Raw genomic sequence first — 20,809 nt, 5'->3', positions numbered from 1 at the left:
CGGCCCGCTCCACTCCGGAGCGGGCCGATCCGCGTTTCACGGTATTGTCGAGGTATGAGTGTGGCCTACGACCACTACCCCGAACTGCACCGTCTGGTCGAACAACTTCGACCAGACGCTGAGCCAGCTGCGCGCGCGGCACTGCTCCGCCTGGTCAGCGGTGGAGCTAGCGATCGGCTTGCAGCTCTGCCGTCCTTCGACGGACCGGAAGATCTCAGCGAACGAATGGACGACGAACTCTACGAGGCGCAGTGACGCTGATCGTTGATGCCAATGTCCTGGTCGCGGTGATGAACCGGAAGGACAAGCGGCACGCAGAGATGAGCGCGCTGCTGGCTGGGCGGTCAGACGAATTCGTCGTCACGCCATACGTGGTAGCCGAGGTTACCTACCTACTGCAGAAGTATGCCGGGGCCAAGGCGGAGATCCAATTCATGACGGCAGTGCAAGACGGGCTCTTTCGTGAGGAGTTCGATCAGGAAGACACGGGGCGGATCGTCGAACTGATGCAGCAGTTCGCCAGCTTTCCGCTCGGCGCAGCTGACGCGTCTCTCATTGCTGTGGCCGAACGCCTGGGCGTCAACGACATCGCTACCGCCGACAACCACTTTCGTGCGGTCAAGACGTCCGGACTCGACTTCATCAACGTCCTGCCATAGTCGATCGGCACTTGACCCTATGGTTGGGCAATGCCTCCCGCGAGCTTTACCAGTGACGCCCAGACAATCGCGGCTCAGCTCCGGGAGGGCATGGCGCAGTATGCAGCCGATCCCGAGTCTTTTCGCACGTTGACCCGTGTGGATCTGCAGCAGGACGATATCGTCGACTGGCCCGCCGCGGAGCTGTAGCGTCCTCAGTCCCACCAGGCTGTCAGCACGCCCTCGGTGTAGGGCCAGCTTCCGAGTGCGTCACCCATCTCGTCCGGGCAGACCTATCAATGGGCGGTGAGCCACTCGGAGATGGTCGAACGGATCGCCCCGTTCTGCGGCTCCGCGCGAACGAGCCTGCACAACAAGGTCTTCCTGGAAGGCGTCAAGGCGGCACTGACCGCCGACTCGGCCTTCGCCGGCGGCTGGTACGGCGAGAACTGGCCGATCACCGGATTGCGCGCCCTGGCAAGGGTTTACGCGGGCTGGGGCTTCTCCCAGGCTTTCTACTGGCAGCAGGCGTACGAGCAGCTCGGCTACACCTCCCTCGAGGACTTCCTCATCGGCTTCTGGGAGGGCTTCTTCCTCGACGGCCGCGACCCGAACAACCTGCTGACCATGCTCTGGACCTGGCAGAACGGCGACGTCGGCCGCACCCCCGGCTTCGACGGCGACACCGAAGCCGCCCTCGCCTCGATCAAGGCCACCGCCCTGGTCCTGCCCGCCGAGAAGGACCTCTACTTCCCGCCGGAGGACGAGGCATGGGCCGTCTCGCACATCCCCAACGCCGAACTCCGGGTCATCCCCGGCATCTGGGGCCATTTCGCCGGCCACGGCAAGAATCCCGAAGACACCCAGTTCATCGACGCCGCCCTAAGCGACCTACTCGGCAAACCCGGTGGCCTGGCCTGATCTCGGCCGTGAACTACACCTTCGCGGTGGCGCTCGGCGCGCTGCTGCTCATCGGCATTGTCGTGCTCGCGACCTGGGACGACCTGCGCGACCGAGGCGAAGATCGAACCGGACAACCCGACACGGAGCGCATTGACATAAACCATCCTTGAGGTTGCAGGCTGGTCTTCGAAGGTTGATCGAGTTCTGACCAGAGGAGACGCTGTGTACGCCATCGTCCTGCATACTTTCGGCCCCGCGGAAAACCTGAAATACGAGACGGTTCCGGATCCGACGCCGGGTCCGGGCCAGGTGCGCATCGCCATCAAGGCGGCCGGTGTGCACCTGATCGAAACGGCGATGCGAGCGGGCCTGCCGATCGGCCCGCCGCTGCCGGAACTTCCGGCGGTCTTCGGCGGCGAGGTCGCGGGGATCGTCGACGCAGTCGGCCCCGAGGTGGACGCGTCGTGGCTCGGCGCCGCCGTCGTGACATCGAGGAGCCAGTCCGGCGGATACGCCGAACTGACTGTCGCGGAATTGCCGATGCTGCACCGGATTCCGGACGGTCTGGACTATGCGGCGGCCGTCGCCATGATCGTCACCGGCACCACCACCACCGAGGTGCTCGACATCGCGGGTCTGACGGCTGACGATGTGGTCCTGGTGAATTCGGCCGCGGGTGGCGTCGGCCGACTGATCGTCCAGCACGCCCGCAACATCGGTGCCCGGGTCATCGGGGCGGCCGGTGGCCCGGCCAAGGTTGCCGCGGTCGACACCCTCGGTGCCGATCTCGCCGTCGACTACAACGAACCCGACTGGACCGACCAGGTCCGGCAGGCGTTCGGCGACCGCGCGGTGACGGTCGTGCTGGACGGCGTCATGGGCGAAAAAGGCCGGGCGGCAGTGGGTTTGCTCGCCGAGGGCGGGCGATACATCACCTACGGGAACGCGTCCCGTGAGCCCTTCGAGCCGGACGCGGAAAAGCTTCAGGAACAAGGCATTACGGCGATAAACGCACTGTCCATCATGCTGAGCAAACCCCGTGAGGTGCGTAACGAGGAGTCCCGCGCCCTGGCCGCCGCCGCCGAAGGCTCCATGGTGCCGACCGTCCACACCTTCCCGCTGGACAAAGCGGCGGACGCGCACGCCGCACTCGAGAACCGGGCGACGACCGGCAAGGTCGTGCTGGTTCCGTAGGGGTTCATTCAACCGTCACCGCGGCGTCGGCAGTGGCCGTCACAATGGATGCATGCGTGGAACGTATGCGGTGGGCGTCGCGGCGATCCTGCTGACCGGTTTCCTGAACACGGGTGCGGCCGCGGCAGATGAGCCTGCGCAGTTCGATCTACAGGCACATCGTGGCGGGGCCGCGTTGGTGGTGGAGAACACCCTGGCATCCTTCGCGAATGCACTGGAACTCGGCGTACACACGCTCGAGCTGGACGTGCAGATCACCGAGGACGGATACGCGGTCGTCACCCACGACCGCGATCCGAATCCGGACAAGTGCGTCGATACCGCACCCGCGTTTCCGTGGGATCCGAAGTTCCCCTATGTGCCTGGTACCAGGTTCATTCGAGACTTGACGTTGGCGCAGGTTCGCACCATCGACTGCGGATCGAAGCGGCTGCCCGCTTTTCCGGAGCAGCGCACGGTACCGGGCGCTCGAATGCCGCTGCTGTCAGAGGTTTTCGACCTAGTGCACGCCTATCGAGCCGACGACGTAATGCTGAACGTCGAGTCCAAAGTCGAAGCGGGAGCACCGGAACAAACCGCCCCTCGCGAACAGTTCGTGCAAGTGATCGCTGCGGAAGTACGCCGCGCCCACCTCGAAAACCAGGTCACCATACAAAGTTTCGACTGGGGTTCCCTGATGCGCATGCGCGAGGTGGCGCCGGAATTGCCGCTCGTCGCATTGACGAACGGGCAGCAATTCTTGCAGGAAGGCCAGCCCGGCGCGTCACCATGGTTGGGCGGCATCGACATCGATGACTTCCCCGGCACTCTCCAGGAGAAGTTCGTCAGCGCCGCAGCATCTTTCGGCGCCGATGCGGTGTCGCCGGTGCACGGCGATCCGCAGGACGGCAGCATCGACGATCCCGGCTATAAGGCTTTCACGACCAGCGGTCTCGTCCAAGCCGCCCACCAGCGCGGAATGCGCGTGGTGCCGTGGACGGTCGACGACCGAGCCACCATGACCGCACTGCTGGACCTCGGCGTGGACGGCCTCATCACCAACCGCCCAGACCTGTTGCGCACCATCCTCGCCGAACGCGGATATCGGCTGCCCAAGGCTTATCCCCGCCCCTGAAGATAATCAGTTTCGGCAGTCGCGGAGCAGTGTTACCGTCAACGTATCGAAACCGACGAAAGGCAACGGACATGATCAGCCACCTCGAATCATCGCTGGCACAGCGTGATTTCGCGACGGCTGAGGAATCCAGTTGCCGATCCGAGGGTGAACGCCCCGATTCGTGAGTGCGGCAATATCGCCGAACCACACGGGCCGCATCCGGGAAATCCACACGGAGCGGCCTTTTCTTATTCCTGACCCCGGCGCAGTTGCTCTGTTGGCATGGGCACCCTGACTTTCATTCAGGTACCTCGTCGGTTCGATTCCGATCTGCGTCATCAAGGCCTCGTGCTCTGTTGGTAGGGCACCGTGATTCTCATTCACGGCTCCGCGGGTTCGATTCCCGCCGAGGTCACTGAGGAAAGGCAATCAGGCAATATCAAGGAAAGTTACGCGGACCGGCGTCCGTCACCGTTTCGAAAACGGCTGGTCTCACGGGAGTGAGATGGGGATCGACACCTCAACTTTCCGCGCTCCGCGTGGACAACGCCCCCTCCGCAGGGTATGAAAATAGAACACGTTTCAGTTCGGTAGTGGGAGATGCGATGGACAGCGCGGCCATGGGGGAGTTGGTGATGGCTGGGTTCCAGAAACTGGGGTTCATCCAGTACACCGGGATCGAAGGGGTCGAGTTCGATGCCGGGCGAAACGTGGTGCGAATGGCACCACGGGCCGAACATCTCAATCACAACGGCGATCTGCACGCGGCGGTGCTGTTCGGCCTGGCCGAAACCGCGGCGATGGGTGCGTCGGTATCGGGCATCGTCGATCTGATGGGCGAGACCTTCATCGTGGCCAGGGACGGGCGAATCGAATATCGAGCGCGCGCCAAAGGCGATGCGGGGCCGTACTTTGCGACGTCCGAAGTAGCCGGTGACGTCCTGCAACAGGTCAGGGCGGATATCGCGGCGCGGACACCGATCGAACTGGAAGTACCGGTGAACATCACCGACAGCACCGGAAAGTCCGTCGCGGCAGCGGCATTCACCGCGGTCATCCGGCCGCGCAGGTAACGCGGCGGGGGTGCGCTCGGCGAACGAGCGCACCCACCAGTCAGCGCTCGCTGTCGAGCATCGCCATCTGCTCGGTGGCGTAGCGTGCACCGGCGATCTGATCGACGGGTACCGCGGCCTCGATGGTGGCCAACTCGTCCTCGGTCAGCGAAACAGCCAGTGCGCCTGCGGCTTCGGCCCAACGCTCCCGCCGTCGAGCGCCAACGATCGGCACGATGTCCGCACCACGGGTCAGCACCCAGGCGATGGCGAGCTGAGCAACCGAAACATCCTTGCCCGCAGCGATTTCGGCGAGCGCATCGACCAGCTTCAGATTCTGGCTCAGGTTCTCGCCCTGGAACCGCGGGCTGTGCGCCCGGAAATCATTGGCCGCGAACGTGGTTCCCGCCTGAACCGAGCTGCTGAGCAGCCCACGCGACAGCACACCGTAGGCGGTGACGCCGATGCCGAGCTCGCGGCACAGCGGCAGGATCTCGGCCTCGATGCCACGCGAGATCAGCGAGTACTCGATCTGCAGATCGGCGATCGGATGCACCGCCGCGGCCCGCCGGATGGTGTCGACGCCGACCTCGGACAACCCGATGTGCCGGACATACCCCGCCTCGACGAGCTCGCCGATCGCGCCGACGGTGTCTTCGATCGGGATGTTGGGATCGAGCCTGGCCGGGCGGTAGACGTCGACGTAATCGACGCCGAGCCGCTGCATGCTGTAGACGAGGAAGTTGCGCAGGGCCTCGGGCCGAGTGTCCACGCCGCCCCAGGCGCCGCCGGGCCCGCGCAGCGCGCCGAACTTCACACTGAGCACCACGTCCTCGCGGGCCCGTTCGGCGATCGCTTTGCCGATCAGTAGCTCGTTGTGCCCGGAACCGTAGAAGTCGCCGGTGTCGATGAGGTTCGCACCGGAATCGAGCACGGCGTGGATGGTGGCGGTGGATTCGGCGTCGTCCGCGGCGCCGTACATGCCGGACATGCCCATCGCGCCCAGCCCGATACGGCTGACGGTCGGCCCGGACTTACCCAGCTGAACTGTGGGGATCTTCGATGTCGTCATGAGACAAGCCTGAGCCTCCGGCGCGGATCGCGGCAGAGATCGCTGATCGGGGGATCGCCGATCCCTGGCTGAGCGGCCCGTTCCGGGGGACAGTGGAGGTATGGACCGTACCGAGCTCGCCGACTTCCTGCGCCGCCGTCGTGAGCAGCTGACGCCCGCGGACGTGGGTTTGCCGCCGGGTGTCCGGCGCCGCACCCCCGGCCTGCGCCGGGACGAGGTGGCGCTGCTCGCCGGGGTCACATCTTGGTTACGCACTACAGAATTGCAGATCATGGGAGTTGGGTGGCAAGCCCCGGAGGGGCGCGGCAGTGCTTCGGGACCGGCTCGTAATGCGGGTGCCTGATCGTTTACGGGTTAGGGGTTTCATTGCTTTCCGCGACCTAATCCGCGGAGCGCTGTTTTCGCTGTTCAGGTTAGTTTTCTACGCTTATGATCGATCGCGAATCGAGATCGTTGATTGCTGTCGAACCGTCAACGGGTGCGGTCTTGCCCCCGAGTGACCCCCTGGCCGTCTCTCCCGTGGCCTTGGACCGGAGGTGCGTGTCTGGGCGGTTCCCGAACTGCTGCATGCGGGTCTCTACCCTGCCCCAACCAGTGGAGCCGTTCTACCTCCGTGAGCCGCCCCTGTTCCTGTAGCCGCTCGTACGCTGCGTTCCTGGCAGCGTCTTGTTCCCTCGCTGCCTCACGGGCTTGTTTCAGCGCCTTGTCTGCCGCTTCACGTTCCACGCTCGCAGCGTCGGCAAGCTCCGGGGTAGGTCGTTCCCCGATCTCGACTGTTTCTCGCTCCTGAGACTGGCTAGGCACCGGGAACGGGAATTCCCTCAGTACTCGTTCGGCGGATTCCCTTGCGACCCTGTCCCGTTCGGCTTCCGATGCCGCGCGCTCCCGCGCTACCTGCTTTAGTACGTCGAGCGTTTTCCGTTCTCGCTCGACCCGTCCAGGGGCGTCTGCCCGTCCGCGCGCGGCGGCTTCGCGAAACTGCTGCATTTTACGGTTTTGCTCGGCACGCACTTTCGCACGCTCGACGGCTTGCTGCTGCGCTTTACGTTGCCGCTCTTTCTCCGCCCTCGCCAGCGCTCGGGCTTCTTTCTCCTTGGCCCGTCGCTGCTTTTCGACATGCTTACCGATCGTGAGCGCTAGACGCCGCTGCTCGCGGGTGACCTCCTGGACATCGAACTGGCGGCCCCACTTTTTATTTAACTCCTGGAATCTGTCGAGTACCTCACGGTCAACCCTAGCGCCTTGAACTACTGTCCAATTTATTTGGTAACCCAGCTTGAGTAAGTGCTCTTCTTTTTTGAGCTGAGGCAGCGCCTTCTCTTTGTCGACTCTGCCTGCTTTGTACTCGTTCCCCTCTTGCATCCTCACGTTTGCAACGTCGTGCACTCTGGGGCCGGAGGGTGTGACGTGGCGGACTTCTTTCTCGTAGCCACGTTCGGGGGTCTGGCCACGCAGTAGGGCCATGCCATCGCGAAACCGGTTGCCCACGTCGCGGGAACGCTTCCATTGCTCCCGTGCTTTGAGGTAGCCCGCACGGTCTCTAGCGTTGAGCCCTTGGAACCATTTCCCGTCGACGTATCGGGTGTAGTCCGCTTCTAGCCTGTCGTTCCATTCATAACCCATTGGCTCCCCCTGAGCCCGGTGAAGCTTAGACGATCAGCCCTTAACCTCGATCTTTCGCCGGGTTGATGTGCTGGCCTGATCGGGTTCGGATTGGGTGTTTCGGTCGTAGTTTTCCGGTTGCGGGCAGGGCAGCTGGCCCGCGCAGCGGGCTGGCTGCCGGGTTCCACTGGCCCGGGTGGTTGGTTTCCTTGGTTGCAGGGACGGTTTCTGGCTGGTCAGCCGGGTTGCAGGCGTGCTGCGGCGGTGGTGAGCAGTTCGGTGTAGGGGGCGTGCCGCGCCAGGTGCAGTGTGGTTTTGCGGGCATGGCGGGCGATGCGTCCGGCGGCTGAAAACAGCCGCAGCCGTAGCGTTTTCGGTTCCCAGCGACGTGCGGGGTGGTCGTGCAGGGCGAGTGTCTGCATCCAGGCGGTCAGGTCGAGTGCGAGCGCGACGACGGCGAGCCAGATGCGGTTGGCGTCGAAGCTGTGGAACGGAAGATTGCGCAGGCCAGTGTCTTTCGCGTTTCTGATCCGGTCTTCGCAGCGGGCCCGCTGGCGGTGACGCAACTCGAGGTCGGGCAGCTGGCCGCGGGTGGTGTTGGTGACGAACGCGGTCAACCGCATCCCGTCGCGGTCGGTGAACCGCAGCTGAGCACCGGGGTGTGGTCTCTCTTCCTGACGATGAGCCGCATGCCGGGCGGCCATCCGGTCAACTCGGTGATGCCGGTGACTTCCACGACCCAGGCGCCGTCGCGGACCTCGCCGTCTGCGTCGTAGGCCGGTGTCCAATCCTGCGGATTCAGGTGGGTGCCCATGGCGGTGACGATCTCGTCGGTGAGAGTGAACCCGACCGAGTACTGCAGCCGGCGGCGGTGGCAGTAGTCGAGGAACTCGTGGGTGCCGCCACCGGAATCGGTGCGCACCAGCACTTTCCGGCCGACCCGCCATCCCGGCTGCCACGGCAGCTGAGCGAGGGCATCGCGGAGAACCTGCTTGTGGTCGGCAGCGGTATTACTACCGGCGTTGCCCGGCCGCAGCATGGGCGCGGCGGGCTCGCCGGTGCCGGTGCGACCGTGGTCGATGAACGACCACAGCGAGTGGAAGCCGAAGCCCCGCTTGAACGTCGGTGTGGCGTTCTGTTTTTCCGAGTGCGCGTCGGTCAGGGTGGCGTCGAGATCGATGATTAACGGATCATCGATGTTGATCCCGTGACCGGGGGCGTTCGGCCCAGCCACGGCCCACGCCTGCGCCCGCGCGTCCGCGCGTGCAGAAGCGATGGCGGCCAACGCTTTCGGTGCCTGGGCAGCCAGCGCGGTGATCGTCCGCGACACCGTCGGATCCGAGGCCACCAGACCGAACACGCCCGGCTCGGCCCGTAACAACGCCACATCCGCGGCGCAGTCACCACCGACCGCGAGTGTCACCGCCAAATCCAGCACGATCTTGCCCGGGTCGTGGACAGCCATCGGTTTGCGCCACGGCCCCAACTGTTCCGACAAACCCCAGGTCAAACCAGTTATCTCGGCAGTACGCAGCAGCAGTGCCGCACCTGCGTGTGACACCACGCCCGCACCGTCACCGTCGATGGTCAGCCGCGGATACGGCGATATAGACTTGCCCACCAGAAAGGTGCTCCAAAACCTCGATCAATTCAGCCTTCGCAAGTCGAATTATCGCAGGTCGGAGCACCTTTCGCCATTCCCGCCGCAGGTTAGGCGCCATTACCATGATTGGCCGAGGTTAAGCTGTTCGGCCAAAGTTGGCCGTCCAGCGCTGACCCATTCCCGATAGCTCTCCGAACTATTGGCGAAGATCGTGGAAAGGTTGTCTCCCCATTTTCTGTGCACGGTTGCCGTAATCAGATTTCCAACGTCCAGATAGGCGTCAACCCATTCATGCCGGATCGCCGGGCCGAAATTCGGATAACGTGCACCGCCCATGCTCGGAGCGTTGAACCAGCGCCCTTCGAAATTCCGGCGGAACACTTCACCAATGAACCGACTGAATTGATCTGCTACGACCCAGTTCTCTGCTCGGTCGACATCGTCCATACCCGAAAAACGTTCAAGCATGTCGCGCTCAGCCCGGTCTAAACCCTCAGCCGTCCAAGGGCTGTCCGGCATATCTGGAACGGTCTCGTTCAGGAACACGTCAATCTGCGCGTTCATATTCTCCGAGTCCAGCCATGCCAACCATTGCGGATCATGCTGATCCCGCTCTATCTGCTCGAGCTCTGCCTTTGTGTACGGCCTATCTCCACCCATGAGCACCCCTCGCTAGGTCAGAACAGGACAGTGTCCCGCGTGCACGGTCAACATACAAGCTGGTCACGACAGAGTTCCGCCTTCCTCGCTCGCATCCTCGGTACGCTGAGCACGCCGGAAGCGCTCAGCTGCGGCAGTGAGCCGATCATGCACAGGACCGGACTCTGGTTCACCCTGAGCGTCGAACGCGTCTGCGGCCCTGAGCCATTCGGCTAGAGCCGCCTTGTACTCGTTCATGGCCCCTCGTACAATCGCTCGTTCGGCAATCGTTCCAATCCCGTTGGTGAACCAGGGATTACGGTCACTTCATCGACGTAGTGGTGCTCTCGGTGCTCTTGCACGAAGTTGTCTGCGGCGGTCCGGGATGCGGCGTAGTCCAGCCGTAGGCCGTGCAGCACGACGGTTAGGTGCACGTCTGGTTCCTCGGGGTTATCGGCCACGATGCACCGCCAACGATCGCGGATCACGATTGATACCCGTGCACCTACCGATCGCTACAAACACCACATTGCCCGAGGGGCGAAACGTATTGCGCGGTAGTTCGATCCACCGCCTGCTGCCGCCTCCGGGTGCCGCTGTCGGCGACGGCAACGCGATAGCTCCGGAACGCACGATCATGACGTTAAGCCGGAACAGGTCACTGAACTGTCGCGTGTCGTCATCGGGTACATCCGGCCGAACCAAGAACGACCACCGGTTCGACCCGACATGCACGATGATCGGACCGAGCGCTATGCCGCGTTGCTGCATATAGATCCGTAGCACGCTCCCCAACGGCCCAGGCATGGTCAGCGCGGCGGTACTCCCTGCGGGGAAGGTGAGACGTCCGGAACCGGGCGGGTCGATGTTGGCGGGCAGTCCGCACACCAGCCGGTAGTAGAGGCATCGGGATTCGGGTGTGTCCCCAAACGGTGTGCGTTCCATCGCGTTTCAGAGCCCCCTGCTCGCATCGAACGGATTAGGTGGCCCGGCCCCCAAGCGGTGGAAGGGTGAGAGCGTCTCGCCGAGCTGAGACGCCTTACCGGGCACAAACTGAGTGTGGATGTCCTGAGCTGCCACGAGCAGGTGGCTAGGGGTGTTGAATGGTGGTGAATTCGCTACCACCACTAGACCAACGGGTGATCAGGATGAAGAGTCCGAACGTGCACCTTGAAGAGTGGCTGACCCGTTCCGGATGGAGCCGTGGCGAGTTGGCACGGCAAGTACGTGGTCTCGCCTTCGAGTGGGGCGAGCATCACGTCAGGCCGGACACCTCGAGCGTGCGACGCTGGGTAGACGAAGGAGAACATCCTCGGCCGCGGGTTCCGGCGATCCTGGCGGATCTGTTCTCCGCACGGTTCGGCTACCGCGTGACAACCTATGACCTGGGTCTAGGGGATGCGGTTGACCGATCGCTGACCTACAGCCCATCGTTGACCGAGACGGTAGAAGCCGTTGCCGACCTAGGAAGGGCAGACGTGGACCGCAGGAAGCTACTCACGGCCGCACCCTTTGCAGCAGTCGCGGCCATCGGCCCGTCCCGTGATTGGCTACTGAACACCCTCGACCAGCTGCCCGACGAACGCCAACGCGTCCGCCTCGAAGACGTCACGGCCGTCAAGAACATGTTCGGCACGTTCCAAGAAATGGACATCTTCCAAGGCGGCGGATCGGGCCGTCTGGTTCTGGCCGCCTACATGAACGAACACGTCTACCCCCTGCTTCGGCGGACGCACACCGAGGAAGTACGCCGGGCTCTGTGCGGGGCGGCAGCGGAACAGACATATCTGCTGGGGTGGATGGCCTTCGACAACGGCGAACACGGCACGGCTCAGCGGTACTTGATCCAGGCTCTTCGTCTGGCGGAAGAATCCAAGGATGCGCCGCTGGGCGCTCACGTCTTGGCAGGGCTGGCCGATCAGGCGACCCTGCTCGGACACCCACACGAGGGCCGTCGACTCGCCCAGGCGGGCCGCCAGGGCCTTGCGAAGAGCGATTCCGCGGCTTGCCTTGCCGACCTGTGGACGCTCGAGGCACGGGCGCTAGCAGCGACTGGTGACAAGGTCGGCACCGCGCACGCGGTCAACGCGGCTGAGCGAGCCTTCGAACAAGTCGAGCCGGAGCGGGAAGCCGAGTGGGCGAAGTTCATTGATGAGGCATATATCTGTGGCGAGTGGGCGAACGCCTTCCGGGACCTTGGGCAGCCGGATGAAGCCGCACCACACGCCAAGCGCTCAATCGCCTACGCCCGCAGCCAGAACCGAGCTCGACGCGGTGCGTTGTCGCATGCGGCCTTGGCTGTCAGCCACCTTCAGAACCGGGACCTTGACGCGGCTTACGCTGCCAGCGTGCGAACGGTGAACCTGTCGAGCAAGGTCAAGTCCTCGCGGTCGGTGGAAGCTGTCCGAGACATCCAGCAACGCATGGTGGCGTTCGGGCCGCATCCATTGGTGGTGGACTTCAACGAGCGTGCTAGAACACTGCTCGTCGCATAGATGAGTCGGTGAAGTCGGAACTCGCAACGGCCCCGATCGGGTACTCCACAGGGGCAGGCGCGAAACCGTGTGCTCGTGCAGGCGCAGCCGACACGGAGCTCCGAGTTGGCTAGGGCGGTGAACTCCGACGTCGCTTATCGGTAAGTGCTGACGTCAGGCGACGAAGCTGAGATCAGCTGGTATCGGTGAAATCTGACGTCACTGACGAGCGTGTTACGCGGGATGGGCGTGTCCACAGAACGCGCGGTAATGCCGAATACCGGATGAGTACGGCAGCCTCCTATCCGGTCGAGTCGGCCCGATTCCAGCTGTTGACGACGTGTAGGCCGGACACGTCCGCTCTATGCCGCGACCCGCACGTTCGCCAACGTCTTAAATAGCTACTCGCCTATAAAACGGAGTGCATCCTCCCCATTGGCGACGTCCCACCCGGACCGTCCGTTACCAAAATATGTACTGGTGCCCAGGTATACGTAATTATCGCTTGCGTGGCGTGGCGTGACCCCGCGTGCCCAATTGGTGTAATCGAACGGTGCGCCGGTGGACGCCCACATGTAGTTTCCATCGGATGGTGCGTCGGTGCCCGACGTCCACACTCTGTCCACTCCCAACGAATCCAAGACTTTCAGCAGTTCGGCATTCTTGTCGGCGGTTTCAATGGACACCAACTTCATGCCAGCCTTATCGCAATAAGCCTTTGCGTTTTGCCAGTCCGAGGGGGAGGAACTGACCCAGAAATTCCCAACTTGAGTACCAGTACCGGGTGCGTGGTTAGCCATGGTCTCTATATACCGCCAACTCCTACCGTCTACGCCCGGATCAGCTCGCAGGTGTCCTGCATCACACCTGCTCGACGGCGGGGCACGCCAGCAGGCCAGAACCGTTGCGGCCCATAACATCCGGTAGCACCGATGTGCGAGCGTTTCTCCTTGCGAAATCGGACTGGGGCACAACCGATCTGGAGTGCGATGTCCTTCGCTATGGGAACATCTGTAGCGGTCGGTAAGGGGCCGACCAGATGGAGGCAACATCGTGTCTGACGAGCAAGCCACGCCCGAAGTCGCTGACCTGGGAGCGATCCCCAGTGATGGAGCCAACGCCGAAAACGGTGGAGTCCACCAGATTCCAGCCACAGTGGCTCAGGCAGCGCCCGACCCCACTGCCGCCGTTACCCGCGAGAAGCTGTTGGTGGCAATCGGCCAGGAAGCCGACCGCATCTCCGGCAACGAAACAGTGCAGGCGTCCAAAGCGCTGGCCGAATTGGCTCATGCTTACGCCCTACTGACCGCAGCGGTGCCGGTCGGTGACGGTGCCTCCGCTGAGGCGACTCGGACAGTCCCGTCCATCGCCCCTCGTGACCTGGGCAAACAGGGCTACGACCTAGGCCGAGCGGGCTACGACGCGTACTAGTGACTGAACGGCCCCGGTTTCCTTAGTGAGAAGAAGGCGGGGCCCCTCGGTAGCCCACCTGCGGGCCTGAGTATCGGCACGGCCTGCTTACCGGCGGCTGGCTGCCGGTTCGGCGGGCGCGACAGGCGACGGTCGTCATCGAACGCAGGTTGCAGTTGCCACTGCCACTGCCACCCAGGGGTCCGGTTCTTATGCGGGAATGAGGTCCGCGAGGGATAGTGGATGAGCGGCCGGGACGCACAAGTTTCGGTGTGGCAGAAGCAGTTTGAGATGACTATGAGCACGGGAAGGGTTGTGTCGCTATGTCGGGAGTAGTCGAGATCACCAAGAAGGAACAAGCACACTGCCCGAACCCCTTGAATCCGAATTGGTCCTCACATCCGAGTGTCACCTTGAATATGACAAGCGGTAAGGCGACCTGTCCGCACTGCCAGACCGTATACGTCATGAAGCCAGACAGCGGCCGCTAACACCTGCCGTCACAGCCCTGGCGGCATTGTCCGCTGGGGCTGTTCGCATCCTTGCGCTGAATCCTCGACAGGCGGTGTCCCCGCGCATACGAACATGGGGCGTTCGGTCAGGTGACAGATACGGCCTGCAAGTGACAACTACAACCCTGTCGTCACAACCGGCAACCAGCCCAACGTCCGCAAATGCCGCTGTGCGCGCTGAGCGAACCGGTCACGCGGCGGTGGCCTGCGGGCCAGACCCGTTGCAGCACAGAACATCCGATATTGCCGAATGCCGTGCAATCGAATGACCGCCCTGTTTCGGGCGGCCATTCGTGCAACTGAGAGGTTAAGACGACGACTCCTTGCCGCGGAGTGCCTCGACATCCGACTCGGTATCGGCCTTAGCTTCTTCCTCAATCTGCTTGACGATCTGGTAAGTCTCTTCCAGATCGTTGTTGTACACCTTCATCTCTTCCACCATGCCCTTCATCAAAGTCGCTACGACGAACCAAGTATTCCCTACAACGCCGCGCCGGACCAGATGTCCTCTCATGCCGCTGTGCGCGCTGAGCGAACCGGTCACGCGGCGGTGGCCTGCGGGCCAGACCCGTTGCAGCACAGAACATCCGATATTGTCGATGTGCGTGCGTGCGTCGTTGGGCAGACAAACTGAGCGCCTCCTGATCCGTGTGGGCAGTCGGACCTGTCTGGATGCGTCGGTTCGGCTGGTCTTGGGGCGCAACCGATCTCACGTCACGATGTGCTTAGCCGTGCGACGATCTGTTGCGGTCGGTATGGAGCCGGCCAGGAGGAGGCAGTGTCATGTCTGACGAGCAAGCCACACCAGAGACCACCGACCTGGGGGAAATTCCAGGCGGTGGAGCCAACGCCGATAACGGTGCAGTCCAACAGATTCCGGCCGCAGTCGCCCAGGCAGTGCCCGACCCCACTGCCGCCGTTACCCGCGAGAAGCTGCTGGTGGCTATCGGCCAGGAAGCGGACCGCATCGCGAACAATGATCTGCGGGTCCTCATACACCGCGATCACCGCCTGTGCGACATAGGTTTCCAACGCCCCCGCGTCCCGGAACACCCGCCCGCACCCGCACACCCGGCGCGCGGAATCCTTGTGCTTGCAGCCATAGCGGCGCTGGATCGTCTGGTCACCGTTCTTGAGCTTGCGCTTGAGGAGCGAACCGATCATCCACGAACCGCAGTCCTCGCTCGCGCGGTCGCTGTCCTCGGCCCACGTCCCGCCGCATCCGACCAACCCTGTCAGCCAGTATTCCGCGTCGCGCTGACGGGGCCGGTCCTTGTCCGTGGCGCGGCGGTGAGCGCGCAAACCGGCCCGCATCGCGTCATGCTCGGCGCGGGTGAAGATCGCGGGCCATTGCGCGCGATGGCGGGTGCCGGTGCGCGCGTGCACACGAATGCCGTTGCCCTCCGGATTCTTCAAGCACTCGCAGCGTCGGCCGCGCGCGTCGGTGTGCTCACCCAAGTCATAGGCCACATACGCCTCCAACAACAATTGGTCGGTCAGCTTGCCCACCCGCCATACCCCGCCCCCGGCCGCAGTGAGCCCACGACTGTTCCAATCAGTGATGATCGCCGTTTGCGATTCCCCATTGATCACCCGGTCGCGTCCCTCGTACAGCATCGCGACCTCGGACTCACGCAATGCGTTGCGGTCCAACACATCAGCCCCGGTCAGCGGATGCGTTCCGACCACACGCCCATAACCGAACCGGCGCGAACCACCCTGCATCACCCCCTTAGCAGCTTCCTCGCTCAACCGATCGAGCAGGTTTTCGGTATTCACCTCTCGGTACTCGGCAGCCTCGGCGACCTTCACCATGAAGTTCTTACGCCCCGCGCCCGTGGTCAGGTCGTATTCACTGTCCTTGACGAACAAGTACCGCACACCCTCATCGCGGCCGAGTTTCATCAACTCGTTGCCCAGGTCGTAGTCACGGGTCAACCGCGCCACATCGCGAGCGAGCGTGCTCTTCGACGGACCCGCCGTCACCAGCCGCAGCAACTCACGCAACCCCGGCCGGTCCGCATCCGCGCCCGACAGATCGTTGTCACACATGATCCGCGCCAACGCCAACCCCTTGCGCTCGGCGTGAGCGACCTGACTCTTTGCCTGCAACTGCACGCCCTCGGCACGGTCCTTCTCATCCCGCGAGATCCGAACATAGCCATACACCCACTCAGAGGGGTCGATACCTGCCACCGAAACAGCAAGGGCCGCATTGATTTCCGTCAACCAACCAGGCTCGGCAAGGGTCCTCGTTCGCGTCATAACTCCAGCGTACGGACGTAGTGTATAGCTGACACCTCGCTGGTATGTCCACGGACTACTACACCCGGTTGGAGCAGGCGCGCGGACCGCGCCCGTCCACCCAGGTGCTCGCGTCGCTGGCCCGCGCGCTGCGCTTCACCAGCGACGAACGCGACCACCTCTACCACCTGTGCGACCACGCGGCGCCGGGACGCGAACTCACCGACAAGCACGTCGCCCCCGGACTGATGCACCTGCTGGCCAAGCTGGACGACACCGCCGCCACCGTGATCACCGACCTCGGCGAGGTGCTGGTGCAGAACCGCATGCACACCCTGCTGCTCGGCGACCTGGCCAGCCGTCGCGGCTGGGATCGCTTCTACGCCTACCGCTGGTTCACCGATGTCGAGTCTCGCGCGGTCTTCCCCGAGGAGGACTGGGATCGCCTGGGCCGCAAGCACGTAGCGGATCTGCGGGCAACGGCCGCACGCCGAGCGGGCGACGCCGATGTCGCCGAATTCATCGCCAAGTTGCGTTCGGTGAATCCGGAATTCGACCTGTTCTGGGACGAACACGAAGTGGCGGTACGCCTTTCGGACACCAAGCGGATCCAACACCCACAGGTCGGCCTGATCGACACGATCTGCGAAACGCTGCTCACCCCGAATGCCGCCCAGCGCCTGCTGGTCTACCTACCGCGCCCCGGCACCGATGCCGCCGAGAAGCTGGACCTGCTACGCGTCATCGGAACCCAAACCTTGGATTCCACCAGCGAAATCGAGGACCGCGCGCACCGTTCCTGAGGACGGTGCGGTGAGCGGTGCCGGATCAGGGTGCGCCGGAGACGTAGTCGAGCGCCGCGTCGATCGCGGGCTGACCGCCGGCCATCGCGAGTCCGGCCGCCGCGCCGATCGCGGCGCCGAGCACCGTGGTGATCGGCACCGTGATGAAGTCGATGACGAAGAGCCCGAGCGGGAAGCCGAGCACGAAACCGATCCCGGCGCCGATTCCCGCGCCCGCCAACACGATCGGCATGGCCTTCTCGACCTCGGCGAAGAAACGTTCCTGGCTGCTCACGTCGCGCAGCGGCGCCTGCGACATGTTGTCCGGCACGAGGGTGAGCCGATGGCCCGCCTCCTCGATGACCGGATTCAACGCCACCCGCTTGTCGCCGACGCGCAGCGCCATCGGCAGCGCGGCGACCACGCTTCCGTCTCGATCGGTCAGCGTGACGACCCGGCCGTCATGGATCAGTTCGAAGCGACCGTCTTGGATCGTCGTCACCGCGGCGCGCCGATCCTCGGATGCCGCGACCTCATAGGCGATTTCGGCGAAGGACCCGTGCACGTCGAGCGCGGTGTCGGGAGTGGTGGTTGCGGGATCCGCGTGCGTGGCGCCCGTGCTGATAACGGTGGCCGCCAGGGCCAGCAGTGCCGTCGCGGTGATTCTGGAGAATCTCATCGTGCTCTTTCGGTAGCGCTGCCCCCTGCGCAGTGTGTTCGTCGGTGACAGTATCAGGCGCAGCCGAGTACGGCTCGTCGTTCGGGCGCAAGGCAACTCGGCTCAGAGTTCGAGTTCGTTACTCAATCGACACAGATATCCCGCGAAACGCTGCCGATCGAGCTCGTCCCAGTCGGCGGTGAGCTCGGTGAAGACCTGGCGCTGCCAATCGCGGGCGTCGGCGAGCAGTCGGTCGCCGCTGGTGGTCAGTGCCAATGCTGTTCGGCGCCGGTCGTGTTCGGACTCGGCGCGGGAGAGAAAGCCCGCCGCCGTGGCGTCGCGCACCATCCGGCTTGCTCCCGAATGGTCCAGCCCGAGTTGATGGGACACCGAGGTGATGGTGGCCTCGGCGCCCTGCTCGGCGGTGGCGGCGACCGCCTCGACCACCTGGACGTGCTGAGCGTGCCGCAGCTCGTCGGGCAGGTCCGCCGACGTCCGGTTGATCCAGCGCCGCGACCAGAATCGAACCAGCCGAAACAGTGCGGGCCCACCGTCGGCGGCGGTCCCAGGCCTGGCGGTCGCCCGTCTGCTCATGCTCTCAGCCTAGCCCGCCGCTAGTAATCGCATGCGATGCGCATGTATATTTGTATGCGTATCGCACGCATATGGAGGCAGTCATGACCATCGTCTTGAACCACACGATCGTGCCCGCGACGGACCGGCACACCGCCGCAACGTTTTTCGCCGAGTTGATGGGCCTGGATGTGGGTGCGCCGAGCGGCCCCTTCGCGCCGGTATCGATCAATGCCGACCTCACCTTCGACTTCGACGACCGCGGGCAGGTCGAACCGGGCCACTACGGATTCCTCGTCGACGACGAAACCTTCGACGCGGTCCTGGAGCGGCTGACGCAGTGGCCCGGTGTCGACTACGGCTCAGGTCCGCAGCACGGATGGGACCGCGCCATCAACCATCTCGGCGGTGGACGCGGTGTCTACGTGCACGCGCCCGACGGTCACAGCTACGAGCTGTTCACCGCGATTCCGTAGCGGTACGAATCAGGTTCTGGCCGGGCCGATCCGGCGTTTGCGCGGCTTGAGATGTAGACCGGGCAGTGGCGGCGCCGGGATGCGCTGCTCGGGCGGGTGGCCCGCGATGTCGGCGAAGCGGCCGAGATCGTGGTTCTCCCAATCGTTTCGGGCCGTGACGATGTCTTCGTGGCTGCGGCCGACGAAGTTCCACCACATCACCAGTTCCTCGCCGAACGGCTCGCCGCCGATCAGCGCGAAATGCGCACCGGCCGTGCTGGTCAGTGAGATCTCGTCGCGATCGGTGCCGAGGTACAGCAGCGGCCCGGCGGCCAGCGCAGTGCCGTCGACCGTTACCTCGCCCTCGAGCACCATCAACGCGTACTCGAACCCGCGCTCCAGCGGGATACTCGCCTCGCCCGGCTCCAGCCGCACATCCGCGCCGACGATCGGCGTGTACGCGGTTGCGGGAGAGGTGATTCCGGCCAGCGACCCGATCAGCACGACGGCACGCAGGTTCGGCACCTGGTAGACGGGCAGCTCACGATGCTGCTCGAAATGCGGATCGATCCCGGTTTTGTTGCCGGGCAAGGCGATCCACAGCTGCAGGCCGTGCCCGGCATGCGCGCCCGCGACACCGTATTCGGAATGTGCGATGCCGCGCCCCGAGGTCATCAGGTTCAGCTGCCCCGGCTCGATCTCCACGTCCGAGCCGACCGAGTCGCGATGGCGGATCCGGCCGTCGAACGGCCAGGTCACCGTCTGCAGGCCGATGTGCGGATGCGGATCGATATCCGGCGACGCCCCGGTGTCGGTGACCGTCGGCGACCCGAAGTGATCGAGGAAGCACCAGGCCCCGACGGTCGGCAGATCCCGTTGCGGCAGTACCCGTTCCACGAAGACGCCGCGCACGCCGCCGAGCGGCACCTCACGCGACGGATAGAGCTCCAGCACCGGGCCAGGGCCGGGGGCGGGCTCGCACAGCGCCTCCGCCGGATGCGGATCGAGATCGCTCACCTCTTGATGCCCTTGCCGATGACATGCGCGTCGTACTGCGGGTGCTTCTCCAGGTAGGCCTTGATGAACGGGCACAGCGGCCGGATGACCCGCCCGCGCTCGATGGTGTCGTCGATGGCGTGCTTGGCCAGCGTGCTGCCGAGTCCCTTGCCGGAGAACGCGCCGTCGATCTCGGTGTGCGTGAACACCGTCTCGTCGTCGCGCTCCTCGTACTCGGCGAACCCGGCGAGCTCGCCGCCGTAGAACACCTCGTACCGGTGCTTCTCGTCGTTGCGGACAACCTTGGATTCCGAGGCGGCTGCGGTCATGGTCGACGTCTCCTTCGATGCGCGTACCGGATGTCTGCTGAGGATCGACACGCGATTGAACGCGCCGATCGTGGTGGCGGCCCAGACGACGACGGACAGCTGATCGTCCGTCAGATGTTTGCGAGCGAAAGCGTACTCACGCTCCATCGTGTGTTCGTCCGGCAGCGTCGCGGTGATCTCGGCCAGCGCGAGCGCGGCCTGTTCGATCGGTGAATAGAGCTCGGTGCGCCGCCACGCGGGCAGCACGGCGAGCTCCTGTTCGGTGTTCCCGGCGGCGAGGGCGGCCCGCTGATGCGTGTCCAGGCAGAAGGCGCAGCCGCTGAGCTGGGAAACCCGCACGTTGATCAGTTCGATGAGCTTGCGGTCCAGGCCGACCTCGGCGCCTGCGGCGCGGACTTCGCTCGCGACCTTGATGAGGGCGCGGAACGCGGCCGGCGTCTGCTTGTCGATCCAGACGCGGTCATACGGTAGATCGGGCTTCACTCCATTGGATGGTAGTAGCCCGCGGGTGCAAGCGTCCGGCGGGGTCGCGTTCAAACGGACCGGGGTCCGGTGCATTTACACCCGCATACAGAAC

The 20,809-nt window shown here is 64.2% G+C and carries 21 protein-coding genes, 2 tRNA genes and 4 pseudogenes; 14 read left to right on the top strand and 13 right to left on the bottom strand.

What is annotated here, in order from left to right; all coding sequences use genetic code 11:
- The first annotated feature begins 54 nt into the window (after window positions 1-54).
- The 9 genes and pseudogenes from ACQPW1_RS44790 (at window position 55) to ACQPW1_RS44750 (ending at window position 4,904) form a co-directional block, all read left to right on the top strand.
- Entirely contained in the window at window positions 55-255 is a 201-nt protein-coding gene (locus ACQPW1_RS44790) for a hypothetical protein (protein ID WP_433659693.1), read from the top strand.
- Window positions 252-659, top strand: a complete 408-nt coding sequence (locus ACQPW1_RS44785; RefSeq protein ID WP_433659692.1) for a type II toxin-antitoxin system VapC family toxin — start codon at window positions 252-254, stop codon at window positions 657-659. The genes ACQPW1_RS44790 and ACQPW1_RS44785 overlap by 4 nt, the downstream gene beginning before the upstream one ends.
- Window positions 660-914: 255 nt before the next feature.
- Window positions 915-1,559 (top strand): annotated as a pseudogene (locus tag ACQPW1_RS44780) (hypothetical protein); the annotation flags it as partial.
- Between the two features lie 8 nt (window positions 1,560-1,567).
- Window positions 1,568-1,711: a hypothetical protein gene (locus tag ACQPW1_RS44775; protein ID WP_433659690.1), complete on the top strand. Its 144-nt coding sequence runs from the start codon at window positions 1,568-1,570 to the stop codon at window positions 1,709-1,711.
- A gap of 52 nt (window positions 1,712-1,763) precedes the next feature.
- Window positions 1,764-2,735, top strand: coding sequence for a zinc-binding dehydrogenase (locus ACQPW1_RS44770; protein WP_433659688.1), 972 nt, complete (start codon window positions 1,764-1,766; stop codon window positions 2,733-2,735).
- A 52-nt stretch (window positions 2,736-2,787) separates the two neighbouring features.
- Entirely contained in the window at window positions 2,788-3,849 is a 1,062-nt protein-coding gene (locus ACQPW1_RS44765; protein WP_433659686.1) for a glycerophosphodiester phosphodiesterase family protein, read from the top strand.
- A 244-nt stretch (window positions 3,850-4,093) separates the two neighbouring features.
- Window positions 4,094-4,169, top strand: a tRNA-Glu gene (locus tag ACQPW1_RS44760).
- A 4-nt stretch (window positions 4,170-4,173) separates the two neighbouring features.
- Window positions 4,174-4,246, top strand: a tRNA-Glu gene (locus ACQPW1_RS44755).
- 190 nt (window positions 4,247-4,436) lie between these two features.
- Window positions 4,437-4,904, top strand: coding sequence for a PaaI family thioesterase (locus ACQPW1_RS44750; RefSeq protein ID WP_433659684.1), 468 nt, complete (start codon window positions 4,437-4,439; stop codon window positions 4,902-4,904).
- Window positions 4,905-4,944: 40 nt separating this feature from the next.
- On the opposite strand, the gene ACQPW1_RS44745 is transcribed toward ACQPW1_RS44750, so the two are convergent.
- Entirely contained in the window at window positions 4,945-5,955 is a 1,011-nt protein-coding gene (locus tag ACQPW1_RS44745; protein WP_433659682.1) for an aldo/keto reductase, read from the bottom strand.
- Window positions 5,956-6,055: 100 nt separating this feature from the next.
- Here ACQPW1_RS44745 and ACQPW1_RS44740 point away from each other — a divergent pair.
- A pseudogene (locus ACQPW1_RS44740) lies at window positions 6,056-6,199 on the top strand (transcriptional regulator); the annotation flags it as partial.
- 227 nt (window positions 6,200-6,426) lie between these two features.
- Here the strand turns inward: ACQPW1_RS44740 and ACQPW1_RS44735 are convergent.
- The 4 genes and pseudogenes from ACQPW1_RS44735 to ACQPW1_RS44720 form a co-directional block, all read right to left on the bottom strand.
- Window positions 6,427-7,578: a hypothetical protein gene (locus tag ACQPW1_RS44735; protein ID WP_433659680.1), complete on the bottom strand. Its 1,152-nt coding sequence runs from the start codon at window positions 7,576-7,578 to the stop codon at window positions 6,427-6,429.
- 215 nt (window positions 7,579-7,793) lie between these two features.
- Window positions 7,794-9,178: pseudogene (locus ACQPW1_RS44730) on the bottom strand (IS1380 family transposase).
- 99 nt (window positions 9,179-9,277) lie between these two features.
- Window positions 9,278-9,820, bottom strand: a complete 543-nt coding sequence (locus ACQPW1_RS44725; protein WP_433659678.1) for a hypothetical protein — start codon at window positions 9,818-9,820, stop codon at window positions 9,278-9,280.
- Between the two features lie 429 nt (window positions 9,821-10,249).
- Complete coding sequence (locus ACQPW1_RS44720) at window positions 10,250-10,744, bottom strand: DNA-directed RNA polymerase subunit beta (protein ID WP_433659677.1); 495 nt, start codon at window positions 10,742-10,744, stop codon at window positions 10,250-10,252.
- Between the two features lie 158 nt (window positions 10,745-10,902).
- On the opposite strand from ACQPW1_RS44720, the gene ACQPW1_RS44715 reads away from it, so the two are divergent.
- Entirely contained in the window at window positions 10,903-12,294 is a 1,392-nt protein-coding gene (locus ACQPW1_RS44715; RefSeq protein ID WP_433659675.1) for a hypothetical protein, read from the top strand.
- A 380-nt stretch (window positions 12,295-12,674) separates the two neighbouring features.
- Here the strand turns inward: ACQPW1_RS44715 and ACQPW1_RS44710 are convergent, their stop codons facing one another.
- Window positions 12,675-13,073 (bottom strand): C-type lectin domain-containing protein, encoded by a 399-nt coding sequence (locus ACQPW1_RS44710; protein WP_433659673.1) that lies wholly within the window; start codon window positions 13,071-13,073, stop codon window positions 12,675-12,677.
- Between the two features lie 253 nt (window positions 13,074-13,326).
- On the opposite strand from ACQPW1_RS44710, the gene ACQPW1_RS44705 reads away from it, so the two are divergent.
- Complete coding sequence (locus ACQPW1_RS44705) at window positions 13,327-13,704, top strand: hypothetical protein (RefSeq protein ID WP_433659671.1); 378 nt, start codon at window positions 13,327-13,329, stop codon at window positions 13,702-13,704.
- A 798-nt stretch (window positions 13,705-14,502) separates the two neighbouring features.
- Here ACQPW1_RS44705 and ACQPW1_RS44700 read toward each other — a convergent pair.
- The gene (locus ACQPW1_RS44700; protein WP_433659669.1) at window positions 14,503-14,775 is read right to left on the bottom strand and encodes a hypothetical protein; all 273 of its coding nucleotides are present in this window, start codon (window positions 14,773-14,775) and stop codon (window positions 14,503-14,505) included.
- A gap of 134 nt (window positions 14,776-14,909) precedes the next feature.
- Window positions 14,910-16,460, bottom strand: coding sequence for a recombinase family protein (locus tag ACQPW1_RS44695; RefSeq protein ID WP_433659667.1), 1,551 nt, complete (start codon window positions 16,458-16,460; stop codon window positions 14,910-14,912).
- 44 nt (window positions 16,461-16,504) lie between these two features.
- Here ACQPW1_RS44695 and ACQPW1_RS44690 point away from each other — a divergent pair, with 44 nt between their 5' ends.
- Window positions 16,505-17,242: a helix-turn-helix transcriptional regulator gene (locus tag ACQPW1_RS44690; RefSeq protein ID WP_433659665.1), complete on the top strand. Its 738-nt coding sequence runs from the start codon at window positions 16,505-16,507 to the stop codon at window positions 17,240-17,242.
- Window positions 17,243-17,267: 25 nt separating this feature from the next.
- On the opposite strand, the gene ACQPW1_RS44685 is transcribed toward ACQPW1_RS44690, so the two are convergent.
- Entirely contained in the window at window positions 17,268-17,900 is a 633-nt protein-coding gene (locus tag ACQPW1_RS44685; protein WP_433659663.1) for a hypothetical protein, read from the bottom strand.
- Between the two features lie 102 nt (window positions 17,901-18,002).
- Window positions 18,003-18,473, bottom strand: a complete 471-nt coding sequence (locus ACQPW1_RS44680; RefSeq protein ID WP_433659661.1) for a MarR family winged helix-turn-helix transcriptional regulator — start codon at window positions 18,471-18,473, stop codon at window positions 18,003-18,005.
- Window positions 18,474-18,556: 83 nt separating this feature from the next.
- Here ACQPW1_RS44680 and ACQPW1_RS44675 point away from each other — a divergent pair, with 83 nt between their 5' ends.
- Entirely contained in the window at window positions 18,557-18,928 is a 372-nt protein-coding gene (locus ACQPW1_RS44675) for a VOC family protein (RefSeq protein ID WP_433659659.1), read from the top strand.
- A 9-nt stretch (window positions 18,929-18,937) separates the two neighbouring features.
- Here ACQPW1_RS44675 and ACQPW1_RS44670 read toward each other — a convergent pair whose 3' ends face one another.
- From ACQPW1_RS44670 to ACQPW1_RS44660, 3 genes and pseudogenes are all read right to left on the bottom strand, one after another.
- The gene (locus ACQPW1_RS44670; RefSeq protein ID WP_433659657.1) at window positions 18,938-19,924 is read right to left on the bottom strand and encodes a pirin family protein; all 987 of its coding nucleotides are present in this window, start codon (window positions 19,922-19,924) and stop codon (window positions 18,938-18,940) included.
- A complete protein-coding gene (locus ACQPW1_RS44665) occupies window positions 19,921-20,232 on the bottom strand; it encodes a GNAT family N-acetyltransferase (protein ID WP_433665516.1) in 312 nt (103 codons plus the stop codon). The genes ACQPW1_RS44670 and ACQPW1_RS44665 overlap by 4 nt, the downstream gene beginning before the upstream one ends.
- Window positions 20,233-20,253: 21 nt before the next feature.
- A pseudogene (locus tag ACQPW1_RS44660) lies at window positions 20,254-20,715 on the bottom strand (carboxymuconolactone decarboxylase family protein); the annotation flags it as partial.
- Window positions 20,716-20,809 lie beyond the last annotated feature (94 nt).

Origin of the sequence: Nocardia sp. CA-128927 (assembly GCF_050955855.1) — a bacterium.
Taxonomy (GTDB): domain Bacteria; phylum Actinomycetota; class Actinomycetes; order Mycobacteriales; family Mycobacteriaceae; genus Nocardia.
The sequence above is the reverse complement of the archived record's forward strand: the minus strand, read 5'-3'. Positions and strand labels throughout refer to the sequence as shown.

Coding starts and splice junctions, on each gene's coding strand:
- ACQPW1_RS44790 (WP_433659693.1), top strand. CDS start 55: ATGAGTGTGGCCTACGACCACTACCCCGAACTGCACCGTCTGGTCGAA.
- ACQPW1_RS44765 (WP_433659686.1), top strand. CDS start 2,788: ATGCGTGGAACGTATGCGGTGGGCGTCGCGGCGATCCTGCTGACCGGT.
- ACQPW1_RS44750 (WP_433659684.1), top strand. CDS start 4,437: ATGGACAGCGCGGCCATGGGGGAGTTGGTGATGGCTGGGTTCCAGAAA.
- ACQPW1_RS44745 (WP_433659682.1), bottom strand. CDS start 5,955: ATGACGACATCGAAGATCCCCACAGTTCAGCTGGGTAAGTCCGGGCCG.
- ACQPW1_RS44735 (WP_433659680.1), bottom strand. CDS start 7,578: ATGGGTTATGAATGGAACGACAGGCTAGAAGCGGACTACACCCGATAC.
- ACQPW1_RS44725 (WP_433659678.1), bottom strand. CDS start 9,820: ATGGGTGGAGATAGGCCGTACACAAAGGCAGAGCTCGAGCAGATAGAG.
- ACQPW1_RS44720 (WP_433659677.1), bottom strand. CDS start 10,744: ATGGAACGCACACCGTTTGGGGACACACCCGAATCCCGATGCCTCTAC.
- ACQPW1_RS44715 (WP_433659675.1), top strand. CDS start 10,903: ATGGTGGTGAATTCGCTACCACCACTAGACCAACGGGTGATCAGGATG.
- ACQPW1_RS44710 (WP_433659673.1), bottom strand. CDS start 13,073: ATGGCTAACCACGCACCCGGTACTGGTACTCAAGTTGGGAATTTCTGG.
- ACQPW1_RS44695 (WP_433659667.1), bottom strand. CDS start 16,460: ATGACGCGAACGAGGACCCTTGCCGAGCCTGGTTGGTTGACGGAAATC.
- ACQPW1_RS44690 (WP_433659665.1), top strand. CDS start 16,505: ATGTCCACGGACTACTACACCCGGTTGGAGCAGGCGCGCGGACCGCGC.
- ACQPW1_RS44685 (WP_433659663.1), bottom strand. CDS start 17,900: ATGAGATTCTCCAGAATCACCGCGACGGCACTGCTGGCCCTGGCGGCC.
- ACQPW1_RS44680 (WP_433659661.1), bottom strand. CDS start 18,473: ATGAGCAGACGGGCGACCGCCAGGCCTGGGACCGCCGCCGACGGTGGG.
- ACQPW1_RS44675 (WP_433659659.1), top strand. CDS start 18,557: ATGACCATCGTCTTGAACCACACGATCGTGCCCGCGACGGACCGGCAC.
- ACQPW1_RS44665 (WP_433665516.1), bottom strand. CDS start 20,232: ATGACCGCAGCCGCCTCGGAATCCAAGGTTGTCCGCAACGACGAGAAG.